12 protein-coding genes are annotated in these 13,755 nt (G+C 62.8%); 10 read left to right on the top strand and 2 right to left on the bottom strand.

The features are described 5' to 3' along the window. The first annotated feature begins 34 nt into the window (after positions 1 to 34). The 9 genes from bamA to AC0IYS_RS18185 all read left to right on the top strand — a co-directional run bounded on the left by bamA (position 35) and on the right by AC0IYS_RS18185 (position 9,239). Positions 35 to 2,371 (top strand): outer membrane protein assembly factor BamA, encoded by a 2,337-nt coding sequence (gene bamA / locus AC0IYS_RS18225; RefSeq protein ID WP_471706504.1) that lies wholly within the window; start codon positions 35 to 37, stop codon positions 2,369 to 2,371. Positions 2,372 to 2,442: 71 nt separating this feature from the next. Continuing rightward, positions 2,443 to 2,967 (top strand): OmpH/Skp family outer membrane protein, encoded by a 525-nt coding sequence (locus tag AC0IYS_RS18220; protein WP_471706503.1) that lies wholly within the window; start codon positions 2,443 to 2,445, stop codon positions 2,965 to 2,967. Positions 2,968 to 2,990: 23 nt separating this feature from the next. Then, on the top strand, positions 2,991 to 4,046 hold the full coding sequence (gene lpxD / locus AC0IYS_RS18215) for a UDP-3-O-(3-hydroxymyristoyl)glucosamine N-acyltransferase (RefSeq protein ID WP_471706502.1): 1,056 nt from the start codon (positions 2,991 to 2,993) through the stop codon (positions 4,044 to 4,046). A gap of 2 nt (positions 4,047 to 4,048) precedes the next feature. Further along, positions 4,049 to 4,558 carry a 3-hydroxyacyl-ACP dehydratase FabZ gene (gene fabZ / locus AC0IYS_RS18210; RefSeq protein ID WP_090313858.1) on the top strand — a complete coding sequence of 170 codons (510 nt, stop codon included), beginning with the start codon at positions 4,049 to 4,051 and terminating at the stop codon, positions 4,556 to 4,558. A 2-nt stretch (positions 4,559 to 4,560) separates the two neighbouring features. Next, a complete protein-coding gene (gene lpxA, locus AC0IYS_RS18205) occupies positions 4,561 to 5,352 on the top strand; it encodes an acyl-ACP--UDP-N-acetylglucosamine O-acyltransferase (RefSeq protein WP_471706501.1) in 792 nt (263 codons plus the stop codon). Further along, positions 5,336 to 6,514, top strand: a complete 1,179-nt coding sequence (gene lpxB, locus AC0IYS_RS18200) for a lipid-A-disaccharide synthase (protein WP_471706500.1) — start codon at positions 5,336 to 5,338, stop codon at positions 6,512 to 6,514. The genes lpxA and lpxB overlap by 17 nt, the downstream gene beginning before the upstream one ends. 9 nt (positions 6,515 to 6,523) lie before the next feature. After that, positions 6,524 to 7,237: a ribonuclease HII gene (rnhB, locus tag AC0IYS_RS18195; RefSeq protein ID WP_471706499.1), complete on the top strand. Its 714-nt coding sequence runs from the start codon at positions 6,524 to 6,526 to the stop codon at positions 7,235 to 7,237. Further along, positions 7,234 to 8,019 carry a TrmH family RNA methyltransferase gene (locus tag AC0IYS_RS18190; RefSeq protein ID WP_471706498.1) on the top strand — a complete coding sequence of 262 codons (786 nt, stop codon included), beginning with the start codon at positions 7,234 to 7,236 and terminating at the stop codon, positions 8,017 to 8,019. The genes rnhB and AC0IYS_RS18190 overlap by 4 nt, the downstream gene beginning before the upstream one ends. A gap of 20 nt (positions 8,020 to 8,039) precedes the next feature. Then, on the top strand, positions 8,040 to 9,239 hold the full coding sequence (locus AC0IYS_RS18185; RefSeq protein ID WP_471706497.1) for an EAL domain-containing response regulator: 1,200 nt from the start codon (positions 8,040 to 8,042) through the stop codon (positions 9,237 to 9,239). A 5-nt stretch (positions 9,240 to 9,244) separates the two neighbouring features. Here the strand turns inward: AC0IYS_RS18185 and AC0IYS_RS18180 are convergent, their stop codons facing one another. Both AC0IYS_RS18180 and ppsR read right to left on the bottom strand, forming a co-directional pair. Beyond that, on the bottom strand, positions 9,245 to 10,294 hold the full coding sequence (locus AC0IYS_RS18180; protein ID WP_471706496.1) for an endo-1,4-beta-xylanase: 1,050 nt from the start codon (positions 10,292 to 10,294) through the stop codon (positions 9,245 to 9,247). A 1-nt stretch (position 10,295) separates the two neighbouring features. Then, on the bottom strand, positions 10,296 to 11,144 hold the full coding sequence (gene ppsR / locus AC0IYS_RS18175) for a posphoenolpyruvate synthetase regulatory kinase/phosphorylase PpsR (protein WP_315212929.1): 849 nt from the start codon (positions 11,142 to 11,144) through the stop codon (positions 10,296 to 10,298). Positions 11,145 to 11,319: 175 nt separating this feature from the next. Here ppsR and ppsA point away from each other — a divergent pair, with 175 nt between their 5' ends. Beyond that, positions 11,320 to 13,749, top strand: a complete 2,430-nt coding sequence (ppsA, locus tag AC0IYS_RS18170) for a phosphoenolpyruvate synthase (RefSeq protein WP_471706495.1) — start codon at positions 11,320 to 11,322, stop codon at positions 13,747 to 13,749. Positions 13,750 to 13,755 lie beyond the last annotated feature (6 nt).

Below are 13,755 nucleotides of genomic sequence, written 5' to 3'. Positions count from 1 at the left end.
AGTAGTTCGTTGATTTAGCCATTGAATAACCCCAATGAAATTATATTCTGACCGTATTACTTCACCTTCTTTACGCCGCAGCCTGATCGGCGCCGCCGTCCTGGCGCTGTGCGCCGGCCGTGCCATGGCGATCGAACCGTTCGTCATCAAGGACATCCGCGTCGAAGGTATTCAGCGTACGGAGGCCGGCACCGTGTTCAGCTACCTGCCGGTGCGGGTGGGCGAGACCTTCAACGACGACAAGAGCGTCACCGCCATCAAGGCGCTGTACGCCACCGGTTTCTTCAAGGACGTCAAGCTCGAGGCCGACGGCCAGGTGCTGGTGGTGCTGGTCGAGGAACGCCCGGCCATCTCCAAGGTGGAGTTCACCGGCACCAAGGAATTTGAAAAAGACACGCTGGTCAAGGCGCTCAAGGACATCGGCGTCGGCGAGGCCAAGATTTTCGACAAGGCGTCGGTCGACCGCGCCGAGCAGGAATTGAAGCGCCAGTACCTGTCGCACGGCCTGTACGGCGTCAAGATCGTCACCACCGTCACGCCGATCGAGCGTAACCGCGTCAACATCACGTTCGCGGTCGACGAGGGCGACGTCGCCAAGATCAAGCAGATCAACATCGTCGGCAACAAGGTGTTCGACGATAAGGAACTGAAGCAGCAGCTCGCGCTCAACACCGGCGGTTGGTTCAGCTGGTACACCAAGGCCGACCAGTATTCCAAGACCAAGCTGACCGGCGACATCGAGTCGCTCAAATCCTTCTACCTCGATCGCGGCTACATCGAGATGAACATCGACTCGACGCAGGTGTCGATCACGCCGGACAAGAAGGACATCTACATCACGATCAACATCACCGAAGGCGAGAAATACACCGTCTCCGGCATCAAGTTCGAGGGCGAGACCTTCGGCCGCGAAGAGGAACTGCGCTCGCTGGTCCTGCTGCGCAACGGCGAGACCTATTCCGGCGCGCGCCTGACCGCGACCAACAAGCTCATTTCGGACCGCCTCGGCACCTTCGGCTACGCCTTCGCCAACGTCAACGCCAATCCGGACATCAACCGCGACAAGCGCGAAGTGGCGTTCACCTTCTTCATCGATCCGGGCAAGCGCGCCTACGTGCGCCACATGAACATCGCCGGCAACACCACCTCGCGCGACGAAGTGATACGCCGCGAGTTCCGCCAGTTCGAATCGTCCTGGTACGACGCCAACAAGATCAAGCTGTCGCGCGACCGCGTTGACCGCCTGGGCTACTTCAAGGACGTCACCGTCGACACGCCGGAGGCGCAAGGCACCTCCGACCAGGTCGACGTCAACCTGACCGTGGTCGAAAAGCCGACCGGTAACTTCCAGATCGGCGGCGCGTTCTCGCAGTCGGAGAAGTTCACCTTCCAGGCGGCGATCCAGCAGGCCAACTTCGCCGGCTCGGGCACCACCGTCGGCATGGAACTGAACACGTCCAAGTACAGCCGCACGATTTCGTTCTCGCAGACCGACCCGTATTACACCGATGACGGCGTTTCGCGCTCGTACGAAATCTATCTGCGCACGCAAAAACCGCCGGCGCTCAACACCGGTTACTACACGATCAAACAGCAGGGTGGACGCGTCAGCTACGGCGTACCGTTCTCCGAAGTCGACACCGTATTCTTCGGCATCGGCCTGGAACGCTCGAACATCGAGACCGACGCCACGTCGCCGACCCGCTTCCAGCAGTACGTGCGCGACATCACCGGCATCCAGAGCGGCATCGGCAGCGCCAAGACCAACGCCGTGCCGCTGACGATGGCGTGGGCGCGCGACAGCCGCGATTCGGCGCTGACGCCGACCGTGGGCCGCTACCAGCGCGCCAACCTGGAACTGGACATCATCGGCCAGCAGAAGTACTACCGCGCGGTCTACGAGCAGCAGTGGTACAAGCCGCTGTTCTCGAAGGTGACGCTGGCGCTCAAGGGCGAGATCGACTACGGCCGCGGGCTGCGCGACAGCTCGTATCCGGTGTTTAAAAACTTCTACGGCGGCGGTATCGGTTCGGTGCGCGGCTACCTGAGCTCCTCGCTGGGCGCGGTCGATCCGCGTTACGGCGACGCGCTGGGCGGCGCCTCGCGCCTGATCGGCAACGCCGAGCTGCAGATGCCGTTCCCAGGCTCCGGCCAGGACCGCAGCCTGCGCTGGTTCGCCTTCCTCGACGGCGGCCAGGTCTACCAGGAAGGCGAGAAGATGCGCCTGCAGCAGCTGCGCTATTCCTCCGGCCTGGGCATCAGCTGGATTTCGCCGGTGGGCCCGCTCAAGTTGAGTTATGCTAAGCCTTTGAACGCCAAGGAAGGCGACCGCCTGGAACGCTTCCAGTTCCAGATGGGTAGCGGCTTCTGATGCGGGCGGGTGCGACTTTACAGCGAACCCCACAGCGTACACCGTACAAATATTTACCTCGGAGAAACAAGTTGAAGACTGCATCCGCTAATCTGACCAAATATCTCGCCGTGCTTGCGCTGGGGTGGAGTGCATTGGCGCCGGTGCAGGCCCAGACCTCGGCCTCGCGCATCGCCTGGCTGAGCCCTGAGCGTATCTACAACGAGTCCAAGCTGGCCAAGCTGGCCAGCGAGAAGCTGCAGGAAGAGTTCAAGAGCCGCGAGAAGGCCATGCAGGATATGGCCGGGCGCCTGAAGACGGCGTCCGACAAGCTGGAGAAGGAAGGGCCGGCGCTGTCCGAGGCCGACCGCGTCAAGCGCCAGCGCGACGTGTTCGAACTCGATAAGGAATACCAGCGCCGCCAGCGCGAGTTCCGCGAGGATTTGAGCCAGCGCACCAACGAGGAGCGCCAGGCCATCTCGGACCGCGCCACCAAGATCATCCGCCAGATGGCCAATGTCGAAGGCTTCGACATCGTGCTGCAGGACGCGGTATGGGCGAGCCCGCGCATCGACATCACCGACAAGGTGCTGGCGGCGCTCGATAAAGACAAATAAATCACACAAGATTGGATACCCCGATGGGCACTCGACTGGGAGAATTGGTCGAACGCTTCGGCGGGCAGTTGATGGGTGACGCGAACCTGGAAGTGTCCGGGATCGCGCCATTGACCGACGCCGGCGTTTCGCACATCAGCTTTCTGAGCAACAGCAAACTGCGCGCACAGGCGCTGCAGACGGCGGCGGCGGCATTGATCGTCTCGCCCGCCGATGACGAATTCATCGCCGCCGGCTACACCGGCGCGCGCATCGTCACCCCCAACCCGTATGTGTATTTCGCCAAGGCGGCGCAGTATTTCCACTCGCTGACGGCCATCGTGCCGCCGGCTGGCATCCACCCGACCGCCTTCATCGGCGAGGGCGCGCAGATCGCCGCCACCGCCCACATCGGACCGAAGGTGGTGGTGGAGCCGGGCGCCGTCATCGGCGAGCACGCCGTCATCGACGCCGGCTGCTACATCGGGCGCGAAGCGGTCATCGGCGAGGGCACGCACTTCTTCGCCAACGTCACCTTCCACGCCTATTGCCAGATCGGCGCGCGCGGCATCATCCACTCGGGCGCCGTGATCGGCACCGACGGTTTCGGCTTCGCCAACGAGAAGGGCGTCTACATCAAGATCCCGCAGACCGGCCGCGTGATGATCGGCGACGACGTCGACATCGGCGCCAACACCACGGTCGACCGCGGCGCGCTGGCCGACACGGTGATCGAGGACGGCGTCAAGCTCGATAACCTGATCCAGATCGCCCATAACTGCCACATCGGCGCGCACACGGCGATGGCCGGCTGCGTCGGCATGGCCGGCAGCACCACGGTGGGGAAGTACTGCACCTTCGGCGGCGCCGCCATGATCAACGGCCATATCACCATCGCCGACCACGTGAACGTCGGTCCGTCGACGATGATCCCGCGCTCGCTGACGGAACCAGGCACCTACATCGGCTACTACCCGATGTCGCGCCCGGCCGAATGGGAAAAGTCGGCCGTCATCGTGCGTAACCTGTCCGCCATGCGCGACAAGGTGCGGGCGCTGGAAAAAACAATTAAAACACTGACGAATCAAGAAGAGAAATAATTATGACCACCACTCCGGAAACCACCGAATCGTCCTGCACCAAAAAGTGCCTGGATATTCACGCGATCAAACAGTACCTGCCGCACCGTTATCCGATGCTGCTGGTCGACCGCGTGCTGGATTGGGAGGCCAACAAGCGCATCACGGCGATCAAGAACGTCACCGTCAACGAGGAATTCTTCAACGGCCACTTCCCGCACAAGCCGGTCATGCCGGGTGTGCTGATGATCGAGGCGATGGCGCAAACTGCGGCCATCCTGTCGTTCCTGTCGATCGGCGTCAAGCCGGACGAGAACTCGGTGGTCTACTTCGTCGGCATCGACAACGCGCGCTTCAAGCGTCCGGTCGAACCGGGCGACCAGCTGGTGATGAACGTCGAGATCCTGCGCCACGCGCGCGGCATCTGGAAGTACAAGGCCGTGGGCACGGTCGACGGCCAGCTCGCGCTCGAGGCGGAACTGATGTGCACCATCCGCAGCGCCGTCGACGCCAGCCAGCCGATGGGGAAGTAAGCATGTCGAAGATTCATGCCACCGCCATCGTCGATCCCAAAGCGGAACTCGACAGCAGCGTCGAAGTCGGGCCGTACTCGGTCATCGGTCCGAACGTGCGCATCGGTTCGGGCACGGTCGTCGGCCCGCACGTGGTCATCGAAGGCCACACCAGCATCGGCAGCGACAACAAGTTTTTCCAGTTCTCGTCGATCGGCGCCGCGCCGCAGGACAAGAAGTGGTCGGGCGAACCGACCCGCCTGACCATCGGCGACCGCAACACCATCCGCGAATTCTGCACCTTCAACACCGGCACTGTGCAGGACAAGGGCGTCACCTCGCTCGGCAACGACAACTGGATTTCCGCCTACGTGCACCTGGCGCACGACTGCCAGGTCGGCAGCAACACGATCTTCTCGAACAACGCGCAGATCGCCGGGCACGTCGAAATCGGCGACTGGGTGATCATGAGCGGCTTCGCCAACGTCCACCAGTTCTGCAAGATTGGCGCCCACGCCTTCGTCGGCATGAGCACCTCGCTGACCCAGGACGTGCCGCCGTTCGTGCTGTTGAACGGTAACCCGGCGCAGGCGCACGGCGTCAATATCGAGGGTCTGAAGCGGCGCGGTTTCACTCGCGAGCAGATCAACGGCATCCGCACCGCGTACAAGCTGATTTACCGTTCCGGCCTGACCCTGGAAGAAGCCAAGGCGGCGCTGTTGGCGGAGGAAGAGGCGTCGCCGGCGGCGGTGGCCGAGCACATCCGGTCGATGCGCGAATTCCTCGGCGTCGCCAGCCGTGGCATCGTCCGCTGACATGACGCAGCCGGAACGATCGCCACTATCGCTGGCGGTTGTCGCCGGCGAGCCTTCGGGCGACGTGCTGGCCGCGCGCTTGTTATCGGGACTGCGTCCGCACCTGCCGGATGCGCGCTTCCACGGCATCGGCGGCGAGCAGATGATCGCGCAGGGTTTCGAATCGCACTACCCGCTGGACACGCTGACGGTGCGCGGCCTGCTGGCCGTGATCCCGCGCTATCCCGAAATCAAACGCATCCAGAACGAATTGCGCGACCGCCTGCTGGCCGAGCGGCCGGCTGCCTTCATCGGCGCCGACTACCCGGGTTTTAACCTGGGGCTGGAGATGCAGCTCAAGGACGCCGGCATTCCGACCATCCACTACATCGGGCCGCAGATCTGGGCCTGGCGCGGTGGCCGCATCAAGAAAATCATCAAGGCGGTGTCGCACATGCTGGTGGTCTTCCCGTTCGAGGAGGAGATCTACCGCAAGGCGGGGGTGCCGGTCAGCTATGTCGGCCATCCGCTGGCCGAGCTGATACCGATGGCGCCGGACGAAGCGGCCGCGCGCCGCGTTCTGGGCCTGCCGGAAGATGCCAACGTCGTGACCATCATGCCCGGCAGCCGCATGTCGGAATTGAAGTACAACACGGCGGCCTTCATCGGCGCCGCCAAGCTGCTCAAGGAGCGCGACCGCTCGTTGCGTTTCGTCGCGCCGATGGCGGGCGAGCGCCAGCGCCGGTACTTCCTCGAACTGGTGGCGCAGGCCGGCCTGCAGGACGTGGAAGTGCAGCTGCTGGACGGCCAGTCGCACACCGCCATCGCCGCAGCCGACGCCGTGCTGGTGGCGTCGGGAACGGCGTCGCTGGAAGTGGCGCTGTTTAAGAAGCCGATGGTCATCGCATACAAGATGATGGCGGCCGAATACCAGATCCTGCGCCACTTCGGCTACCAGCCGTGGATCGGATTGCCGAACATCCTGGCGCGCGAATTCCTGGTGCCGGAAATGGTGCAGCATGAGGCCAGCCCGCAGGGACTGGCCGACGCCATGTGGAAGCAACTGAGCGACGTGCCGCACCGCCTCAAGCTGGTGCAGCGCTTCAGCGACATGCATCACAGCCTGCTGCGCAACAGCGCGGTGGAGAGCGCGGCGGCCGTGCTCAAGGTCATTTCAAGATAGAGAATCAACGTGAAAAATCAACATCCCGGTCTGTTCGACGATCTGCCCGATTCGGCCGACGAGATCATTTGCGGCGTCGATGAAGCCGGCCGTGGCCCGCTGGCCGGGCCGGTGTTCGCCGCCGCCGTCATCCTCGACGTCTCGCGGCCCATCGCCGGCCTGCGCGACTCGAAAAAGCTGACCGAAGCCAAACGCGATTTGCTCGCGCCCCTGATCAAGGCGCAGGCGCTGGCCTGGGCCATCGCGGAAGCGTCAGAAGAGGAAATCGACAAGCTCAATATCCTGCAGGCGTCGATGCTGGCGATGCGGCGCGCGGTGGAGGCGCTGAAGACGGTGCCGACCTTGGCCCTGATCGACGGCAACCGCTGCCCGGTCATGAAAATCCAGAGCATCGCCGTCATCGGCGGCGACGACAAGGTGGACGCCATTTCGGCGGCGTCGATCCTGGCCAAGACAGCGCGCGACGCGGCGCTGGTGGCGCTGCACGCGCAATATCCGCATTATTGCTTCGACCAGCACAAGGGTTATGGCACGGCGCTGCACATGGAGCGCTTGCGCGAGCATGGCGCCTCGCCGGTGCACCGCCGCTCGTTCGCGCCGGTGCGCGAGGTGCTGGAGCTGCACGCGATGCGCAATGGCGTCGTCGTCGAGACCGTGAAAGTGACGCAAACGGTGCAAACCGCGTACACCATGGACTTGCTGCCCGCCGGAGGTTTCGCATGAAGACCATCACCTCGCGCGACAACGCGCAATACAAGGAACTGGTCAAGCTGGCCGGCAGTTCGCAGGCGCGGCGCAAGTCCGGGCGCACCTTGCTGGACGGCGTGCATTTGTGCCAGGCCTATTTGCAGCTGCGCGGCCTGCCGGAGCAATGCATCGTCAGCGAGACCGCCTTGCACAACCCCGAAGTGATGGACATCGTCGGCCAGCTCGAGGCCAAGCACGCGCACGTGCTGGCGCTGCCCGATGCGTTGTACAACGCCGTCAGCCAGGTAGAACACGGCGTCGGCGTAATGTTCTCGGTGCAGACGCCGGAGCGCGCCGTCACCGAGCCGCTGGCCGTGTCGGCGGTGCTGCTCGATAACGTGCAAGACCCCGGCAACGTCGGATCCATCCTGCGCAGCGCGGCGGCGGCTGGCATCAAACAAGTCTATTGCAGCGCCGGCACCGCGTTCTGCTGGTCGCCGAAAGTGCTGCGGGCGGCGATGGGCGCGCACTTCGTGCTCGATATATTCGAGAACGTCGACCTGGCCTCGCTGGTGTCCACGTCGAAGGTGACGTCGCTTGCGACCAGCGGCTACGCCACGCAGCGCCTGTACGACGTCGATCTGCGGCAGCCGGTCGCGTGGCTGTTCGGCCATGAGGGGCAGGGCGTGGCGGACGATCTGCTATCGATGGCGACGCACCAGGTGGTGATCCCGCATTTGGGCCAGGTGGAGTCGCTGAACGTCGCCGCATGCGCGGCGGTATGCTTTTTCGAACAAGTCAGGCAGAATCAACTGTAGAACGTTTGATCGGAGCCGTCATGGATATCGCGCAGTTGCACTTTCTTGTAGCGGAAGGGGATCAAGTACAACGACACGCGCTTGCCGATATCCTGGTTCACCTGGGCGTGGGCCGGATCACGCAGGCGCCCGACGGCTACACGGCACTGCGCCATTTCAGCGCCGGCATCACGCCTCCGGTCGATATCGCCATCCTAGACCTGGCGCTGCCGGGCATGGACGCGCTGGAGCTCATACGCCGGCTGGGTGAAGCGAAAAGCACGGCCGGCATCATCATCGTCGGCGCGCAAACCAACGCGGTGCTGTTCTCGGTCGAGACCATGGCCGACGCCTACGGTGTCAATGTTCTCGGCGCGATCGGCAAGCCGGTCATCGGCAGCCGCCTCGAAGCGCTGGTAGCCAACTATTTGCATCGCCCGGAACCCCACGCCGCCACCGCCAAGGTGCAGCCGATGTCGTTCGCCGAAGTGGGCGCCGGATTGCAGGCGCGCGAATTCGATCCCCACTTCCAGCCCAAGATCGAACTGGAAACGGGGCAGGTGAAGGGGCTGGAAATGTTCGCGCGCTGGCGCCATCCGCTGCATGGCGTACTGGGGCCGGCATCGTTCATGCCGGCGCTGGAGCAGAACCGGCGCATCGACTTTCTTGACTGGAGCATGATCGAAAAGTCGGTCGGCGCCTGCCGCACCCTGCACGACCAGGGCATCCCGATCTCGTTTTCGATCAACGTCGACCAAAGCACGCTGGCGCACCCGCAGTTCATGGAGCAGATCGCGGCCTGCCTTATGCGGCACAGCATCCTGCCCGACTACATCACCTTCGAGATGACCGAATCGTCGGTGCTGACCACCGACCCGCACTTCCTCGAGCGGCTGCTGCGGCTGCGGATGAAAGGCTTCGGCCTTGCCATCGACGATTACGGCACGGGGCGCAGCAACCTGCAGCTGCTGGCGCGCATACCTTTTTCAGAATTGAAGATCGACCGCAGCTTCGTCGACGGCGCCTCCAAAAAGCAAGCGATAGGAACGGTGCTGCGCTCCTGCCTCGGCCTGGCGCGTAGCCTGGACCGGCGCTCGGTGGCGGTCGGCGTCGAAACCAAGCAGGACTGGGACTTCCTGCAAGGGCTGGGCTGCACCTACGCCCAAGGTTACTACATCGCCAAACCGATGCCGGTCGAAGAATTCCCCGCCTGGCTCGCTGACTGGCAGCACTTCTTCTAGAACGGCTATTTCGCGGCGTTGAGCATGCCGGTGAACGCCGGCTTGGGCTTTTGCTGGCGGTTGAACAGCAGCGGCGAGTCGTGGCGGCCTTCGTATTCGCCGTGATTGAGCCAGGTGTGGCTGTCGGAGATGCCCCATAGCGTCACCGCGCGCAGTTCGGGGTGGGCCAGGAAGACCTTCATCAGCGCCGCATAGCGTTCGCCCTGCAATTGCAGCAGCTTTTCCTCGGTGTCCGACAGCGACTTGGCTTGATACCGGTACAAGCTCACATCCAGCTCGGTGACCTGGTTCTCCAGCCCTAACTGAGCGAAGGTGGTCAGCGATTTATCGATCGATTCCACCGAAGGGCTGAATACCGAAACGTGCATCTGATGCCCGACACCGTGCACCGGCACGCCCCGCTCGAGCAATCCCTTGACGATCCGTTCCAGGCACTGGCGCTTGGCCGGTTCCTCGGTCGAATAGTCGTTGATATACAGCCGCGCCTTCGGATCGGCCGCATGGGCATAGCGGAAGGCCTGCTCGATATACGCGTCACCTGTCGCTGCGAACCACTTGTCCTTGCGCAGGCAGTTGGGCTGCTTCTCGTCGATGACTTCATTGACCACGTCCCACGCGTACACCGCGCCTTTGTAGCGGCCGACGACCGTGTCGATATGCGATTTCAAACGTGCCAGCACCAAGTCGCGCGACGCCGGCTTGCCTTCCCTGTCGGTCCACATCCACTCGGGCGTGCGCAGATGCCACAGCAAGGTGTGGCCGCGCATCGCCATGCCGCGTCCCTGCGCGTAGGCCACCAGCTTGTCGGCGGGCCCGAAATTGTAGGCGCCTTCCTTGGGCTGGATATCGGCCGGCTTCATGACGTTTTCGGCGACGATGCTGTTGAAGTGCGCCGCCAGCAGCGGCGCTTCGGCCGACGTCAGTTGCGACGGCTCGATGGCGGCGCCGATCGTCAGCCGGCCCGCGTAGGCTTTCGCCAGGGAGGGCGTCTCCTGCGCGGCCCCGTTTAAAACAACAGTCCCCAACAGCATGGTCAACGCGGCGCGGCCGATCATGTCAGTACTCCCGGCGGTTAGGTTTGATCTCTTGCAGGATCGTGGTCGAAATCTCCTCGATCGACTTGGTGGTGGACGACAGCCAGCGGATGCCTTCGCGCTTCATCATCATTTCCGCCTCGTTGACCTCATAGCGGCAGTTCTCGATCGACGCGTACTTGCTGCCGGCGCGGCGCTCGTTGCGGATCTCGGCCAGGCGCTCCGGCGTGATCGTCAAGCCGAAAATCTTCGGCTTGAAGTCGTACAACGACGACGGCAGCTTGCCGCGCTCGAAATCGTCCGGGATCAGCGGATAGTTGGCCGCCTTGATCCCGTACTGCATGGCCAGATACAAACTGGTTGGCGTCTTGCCCGAGCGCGAAACGCCCACCAGGATCACGTCGGCCGAGGCCAGGTTCTTGTGCGATTGGCCGTCGTCGTGCGCCAGCGAGAAGTTGATCGCCTCGATGCGGTTTTTGTATTCTTCGCTGTCGACGATGTTATGCGAACGGCCGATGGTGTGCGTCGATTTGACATTCAACTCTTGTTCCAGCGGGGCAACAAACGTCTGGAACAAGTCCATATACATGCCTTTGCAGGCGCGGATCACGTCCGACAACTGCGTCTGCACCAGGGTCGAAAAGATGATCGGACGTTGACCGTCGGTTGCAAAAGCCTCGTTGATCTTGCGCGCCGCGTCGTGCGCCTTGTCCAGGGTATCGATGAACGGCAGGCGCACCTGGCGGAAGCGCAGCTCGAACTGGGTCAGGACCGAGTGACCAAAAGTTTCAGCCGTGATGCCGGTGCCGTCCGAGACGAAGAACACGGTGCGGGCGGACGACGGCAGGGGAGGACGTTGTTCTTGTGTCATGTGATGTAAGCCTGTCAGGATTGTGAATCGTCAATTTGGGCCGCAAGCTGTAGAATGGACGCCATAGGTAAGATTGTGCTGCACGACGACCAGAATAACAAGAATGAAACAACGTACCTCGAAGGTACGGCGTCTGCGCACCGCCGCAAGATTTCTATCATCAAAAGGTGTCAATATGTCTAACGCAGCATTGAAGGAGCAAAATAACGAAGCGGTTTACGTCGCATCGTTCGAAAATTTGCGCATGACGGATGTCGAATCCGTCGGCGGCAAAAACGCCTCGCTGGGCGAAATGATCAGCCAACTGGCGGAAGCCGGTGTGCGTGTTCCGGGCGGCTTCGCCACCACGGCGCAGGCGTTCCGCGACTTCCTGTCGCATAGTGTCGACGGCGGCAAGCCGCTGGCCGAGCGCATCGCCGACCGCCTCGCCCATTTGAACATCGACGACGTGCGCTCGCTGGCGCAAGCGGGCGCCGAGATCCGTCAATGGATCGTCGAAACCCCGTTCCAGCCACGCCTGCAGCAGGAAATCGAGACCTTCTACGACAAACTGGTGGCCGATTCGAGCACCGAAATGTCGTTTGCCGTGCGTTCGTCGGCCACCGCCGAGGATTTGCCGGACGCCTCGTTCGCCGGCCAGCAGGAGACCTTCCTCAACGTCGTCGGCATCGACAATGTGCTCGACGCGATGAAGCACGTCTTCGCCTCGCTGTACAACGACCGCGCGATTTCGTACCGCGTCCACAAAGGCTTCACCCACGCCGAAGTGGCCTTGTCGGCCGGCGTGCAGCGCATGGTCCGTTCCGACCTGGGCGCGGCCGGCGTGATGTTCACCATCGACACCGAATCCGGCTTCAAGGACGTGGTCTTCGTCACCTCCAGCTATGGCCTGGGCGAGACGGTGGTGCAGGGCGCGGTCAATCCGGACGAATTCTATGTCCACAAACCGATGCTGGAAAAAGGCAAATCGCCGGTCATCCGCCGCAACATCGGCTCCAAGCTGCTGAAGATGGAGTTCACCAACGAAGCCAAGGCTGGCCGCTCGGTCAAGACCGTCGACGTTCCTGTCGAAATGCGCAACCGCTACTCGCTGAACGACACCGAAGTGGTGGAACTGGCCAAGTATGCCGTCATCATCGAGAACCACTACGGCCGTCCGATGGACATCGAGTGGGGCAAGGATGGCCGCGACGGCAAACTGTATATCCTGCAGGCGCGTCCTGAAACCGTCAAATCGCAGCAGAAGGCGACCGACGTGCAGCAGCGCTTCAAACTGAAATCGAGCGGCACCGTGCTGACCTCGGGCCGCGCGATCGGCCAGAAGATCGGCGCTGGTCCCGTGCGCGTGATCCACGACCCGGCCGACATGGAACGCGTGCAGCCGGGCGACGTGCTGGTGGCCGACATGACCGATCCTAATTGGGAACCGGTCATGAAGCGCGCCTCGGCGATTGTCACCAACCGCGGCGGCCGTACCTGCCACGCGGCGATCATCGCCCGCGAGCTGGGCGTGCCGGCGGTTGTCGGTTGCGGCGACGCCACCGAGATCCTGAAAGACGGCACCTTCGTCACCGTGTCCTGCGCCGAAGGCGACGAGGGCAAGATCTACGACGGCCTGCTGGAAACGGAAGTGTCGGAAGTGGCGCGCGGCGAACTGCCCAAGCTGTCGACCAAGATCATGCTCAACGTCGGCAATCCGCAGCTGGCGTTCGACTTCCAGTCGGTGCCGAACGCCGGCGTCGGCCTGGCGCGTCTGGAATTCATCATCAACAACAACATCGGCGTTCATCCGAAAGCGATTCTGGAATACCCGAACATCGATGCGGACCTGAAAAAAGCGGTGGAGTCGGTCGCGCGCGGCCACGCCTCGCCGAAGGCCTTCTACGTCGACAAGCTGGCCGAGGGTATCGCCACCATCGCCGCCGCCTTCTGGCCAAAACCGGTGATCGTGCGCCTGTCCGACTTCAAGTCGAACGAGTACAAAAAGCTGATCGGCGGTTCGCGCTACGAGCCGGACGAGGAAAACCCGATGCTGGGCTTCCGCGGCGCGGCGCGTTACCTGGCCGAGGACTTCGCCGGCGCGTTCGAAATGGAATGCCAGGCGATGAAGCGCGTGCGTAACGACATGGGCCTGACCAACGTCGAGATCATGGTGCCGTTCGTGCGTACCTTGGGCCAGGCCGAGAAGGTCGTCAATCTGCTGGCCAAGAACGGTTTGGTTCGCGGCGAAAACGAACTGCGTCTGATCATGATGTGCGAAGTGCCGTCCAACGCGATCCTCGCCGACCAGTTCCTGGAGCACTTCGACGGCTTCTCGATCGGTTCCAACGATCTGACCCAGCTGACCCTGGGCCTGGACCGCGACTCCGGCATGGCGCTGCTGGCGGCCGACTTTGACGAGCGCGATCCGGCCGTCAAAGCGCTGCTGTCGCTGGCGATCAAGGCGTGCCGCGCACAGGGCAAATATATCGGCATTTGCGGCCAGGGTCCTTCCGACCATCCGGACTTCGCGGTCTGGCTGATGGAGCAGGGCATCGAGTCGATGTCGTTGAATCCGGACTCGGTGATCGACACGTGGCAGAAGCTGGCCGCGCTGCAGAAGTAAGAATAA

It is taken from the genome of Duganella sp. AC237 (genome assembly GCF_979254035.1).
The sequence above is the reverse complement of the archived record's forward strand: the minus strand, read 5'-3'. Positions and strand labels throughout refer to the sequence as shown.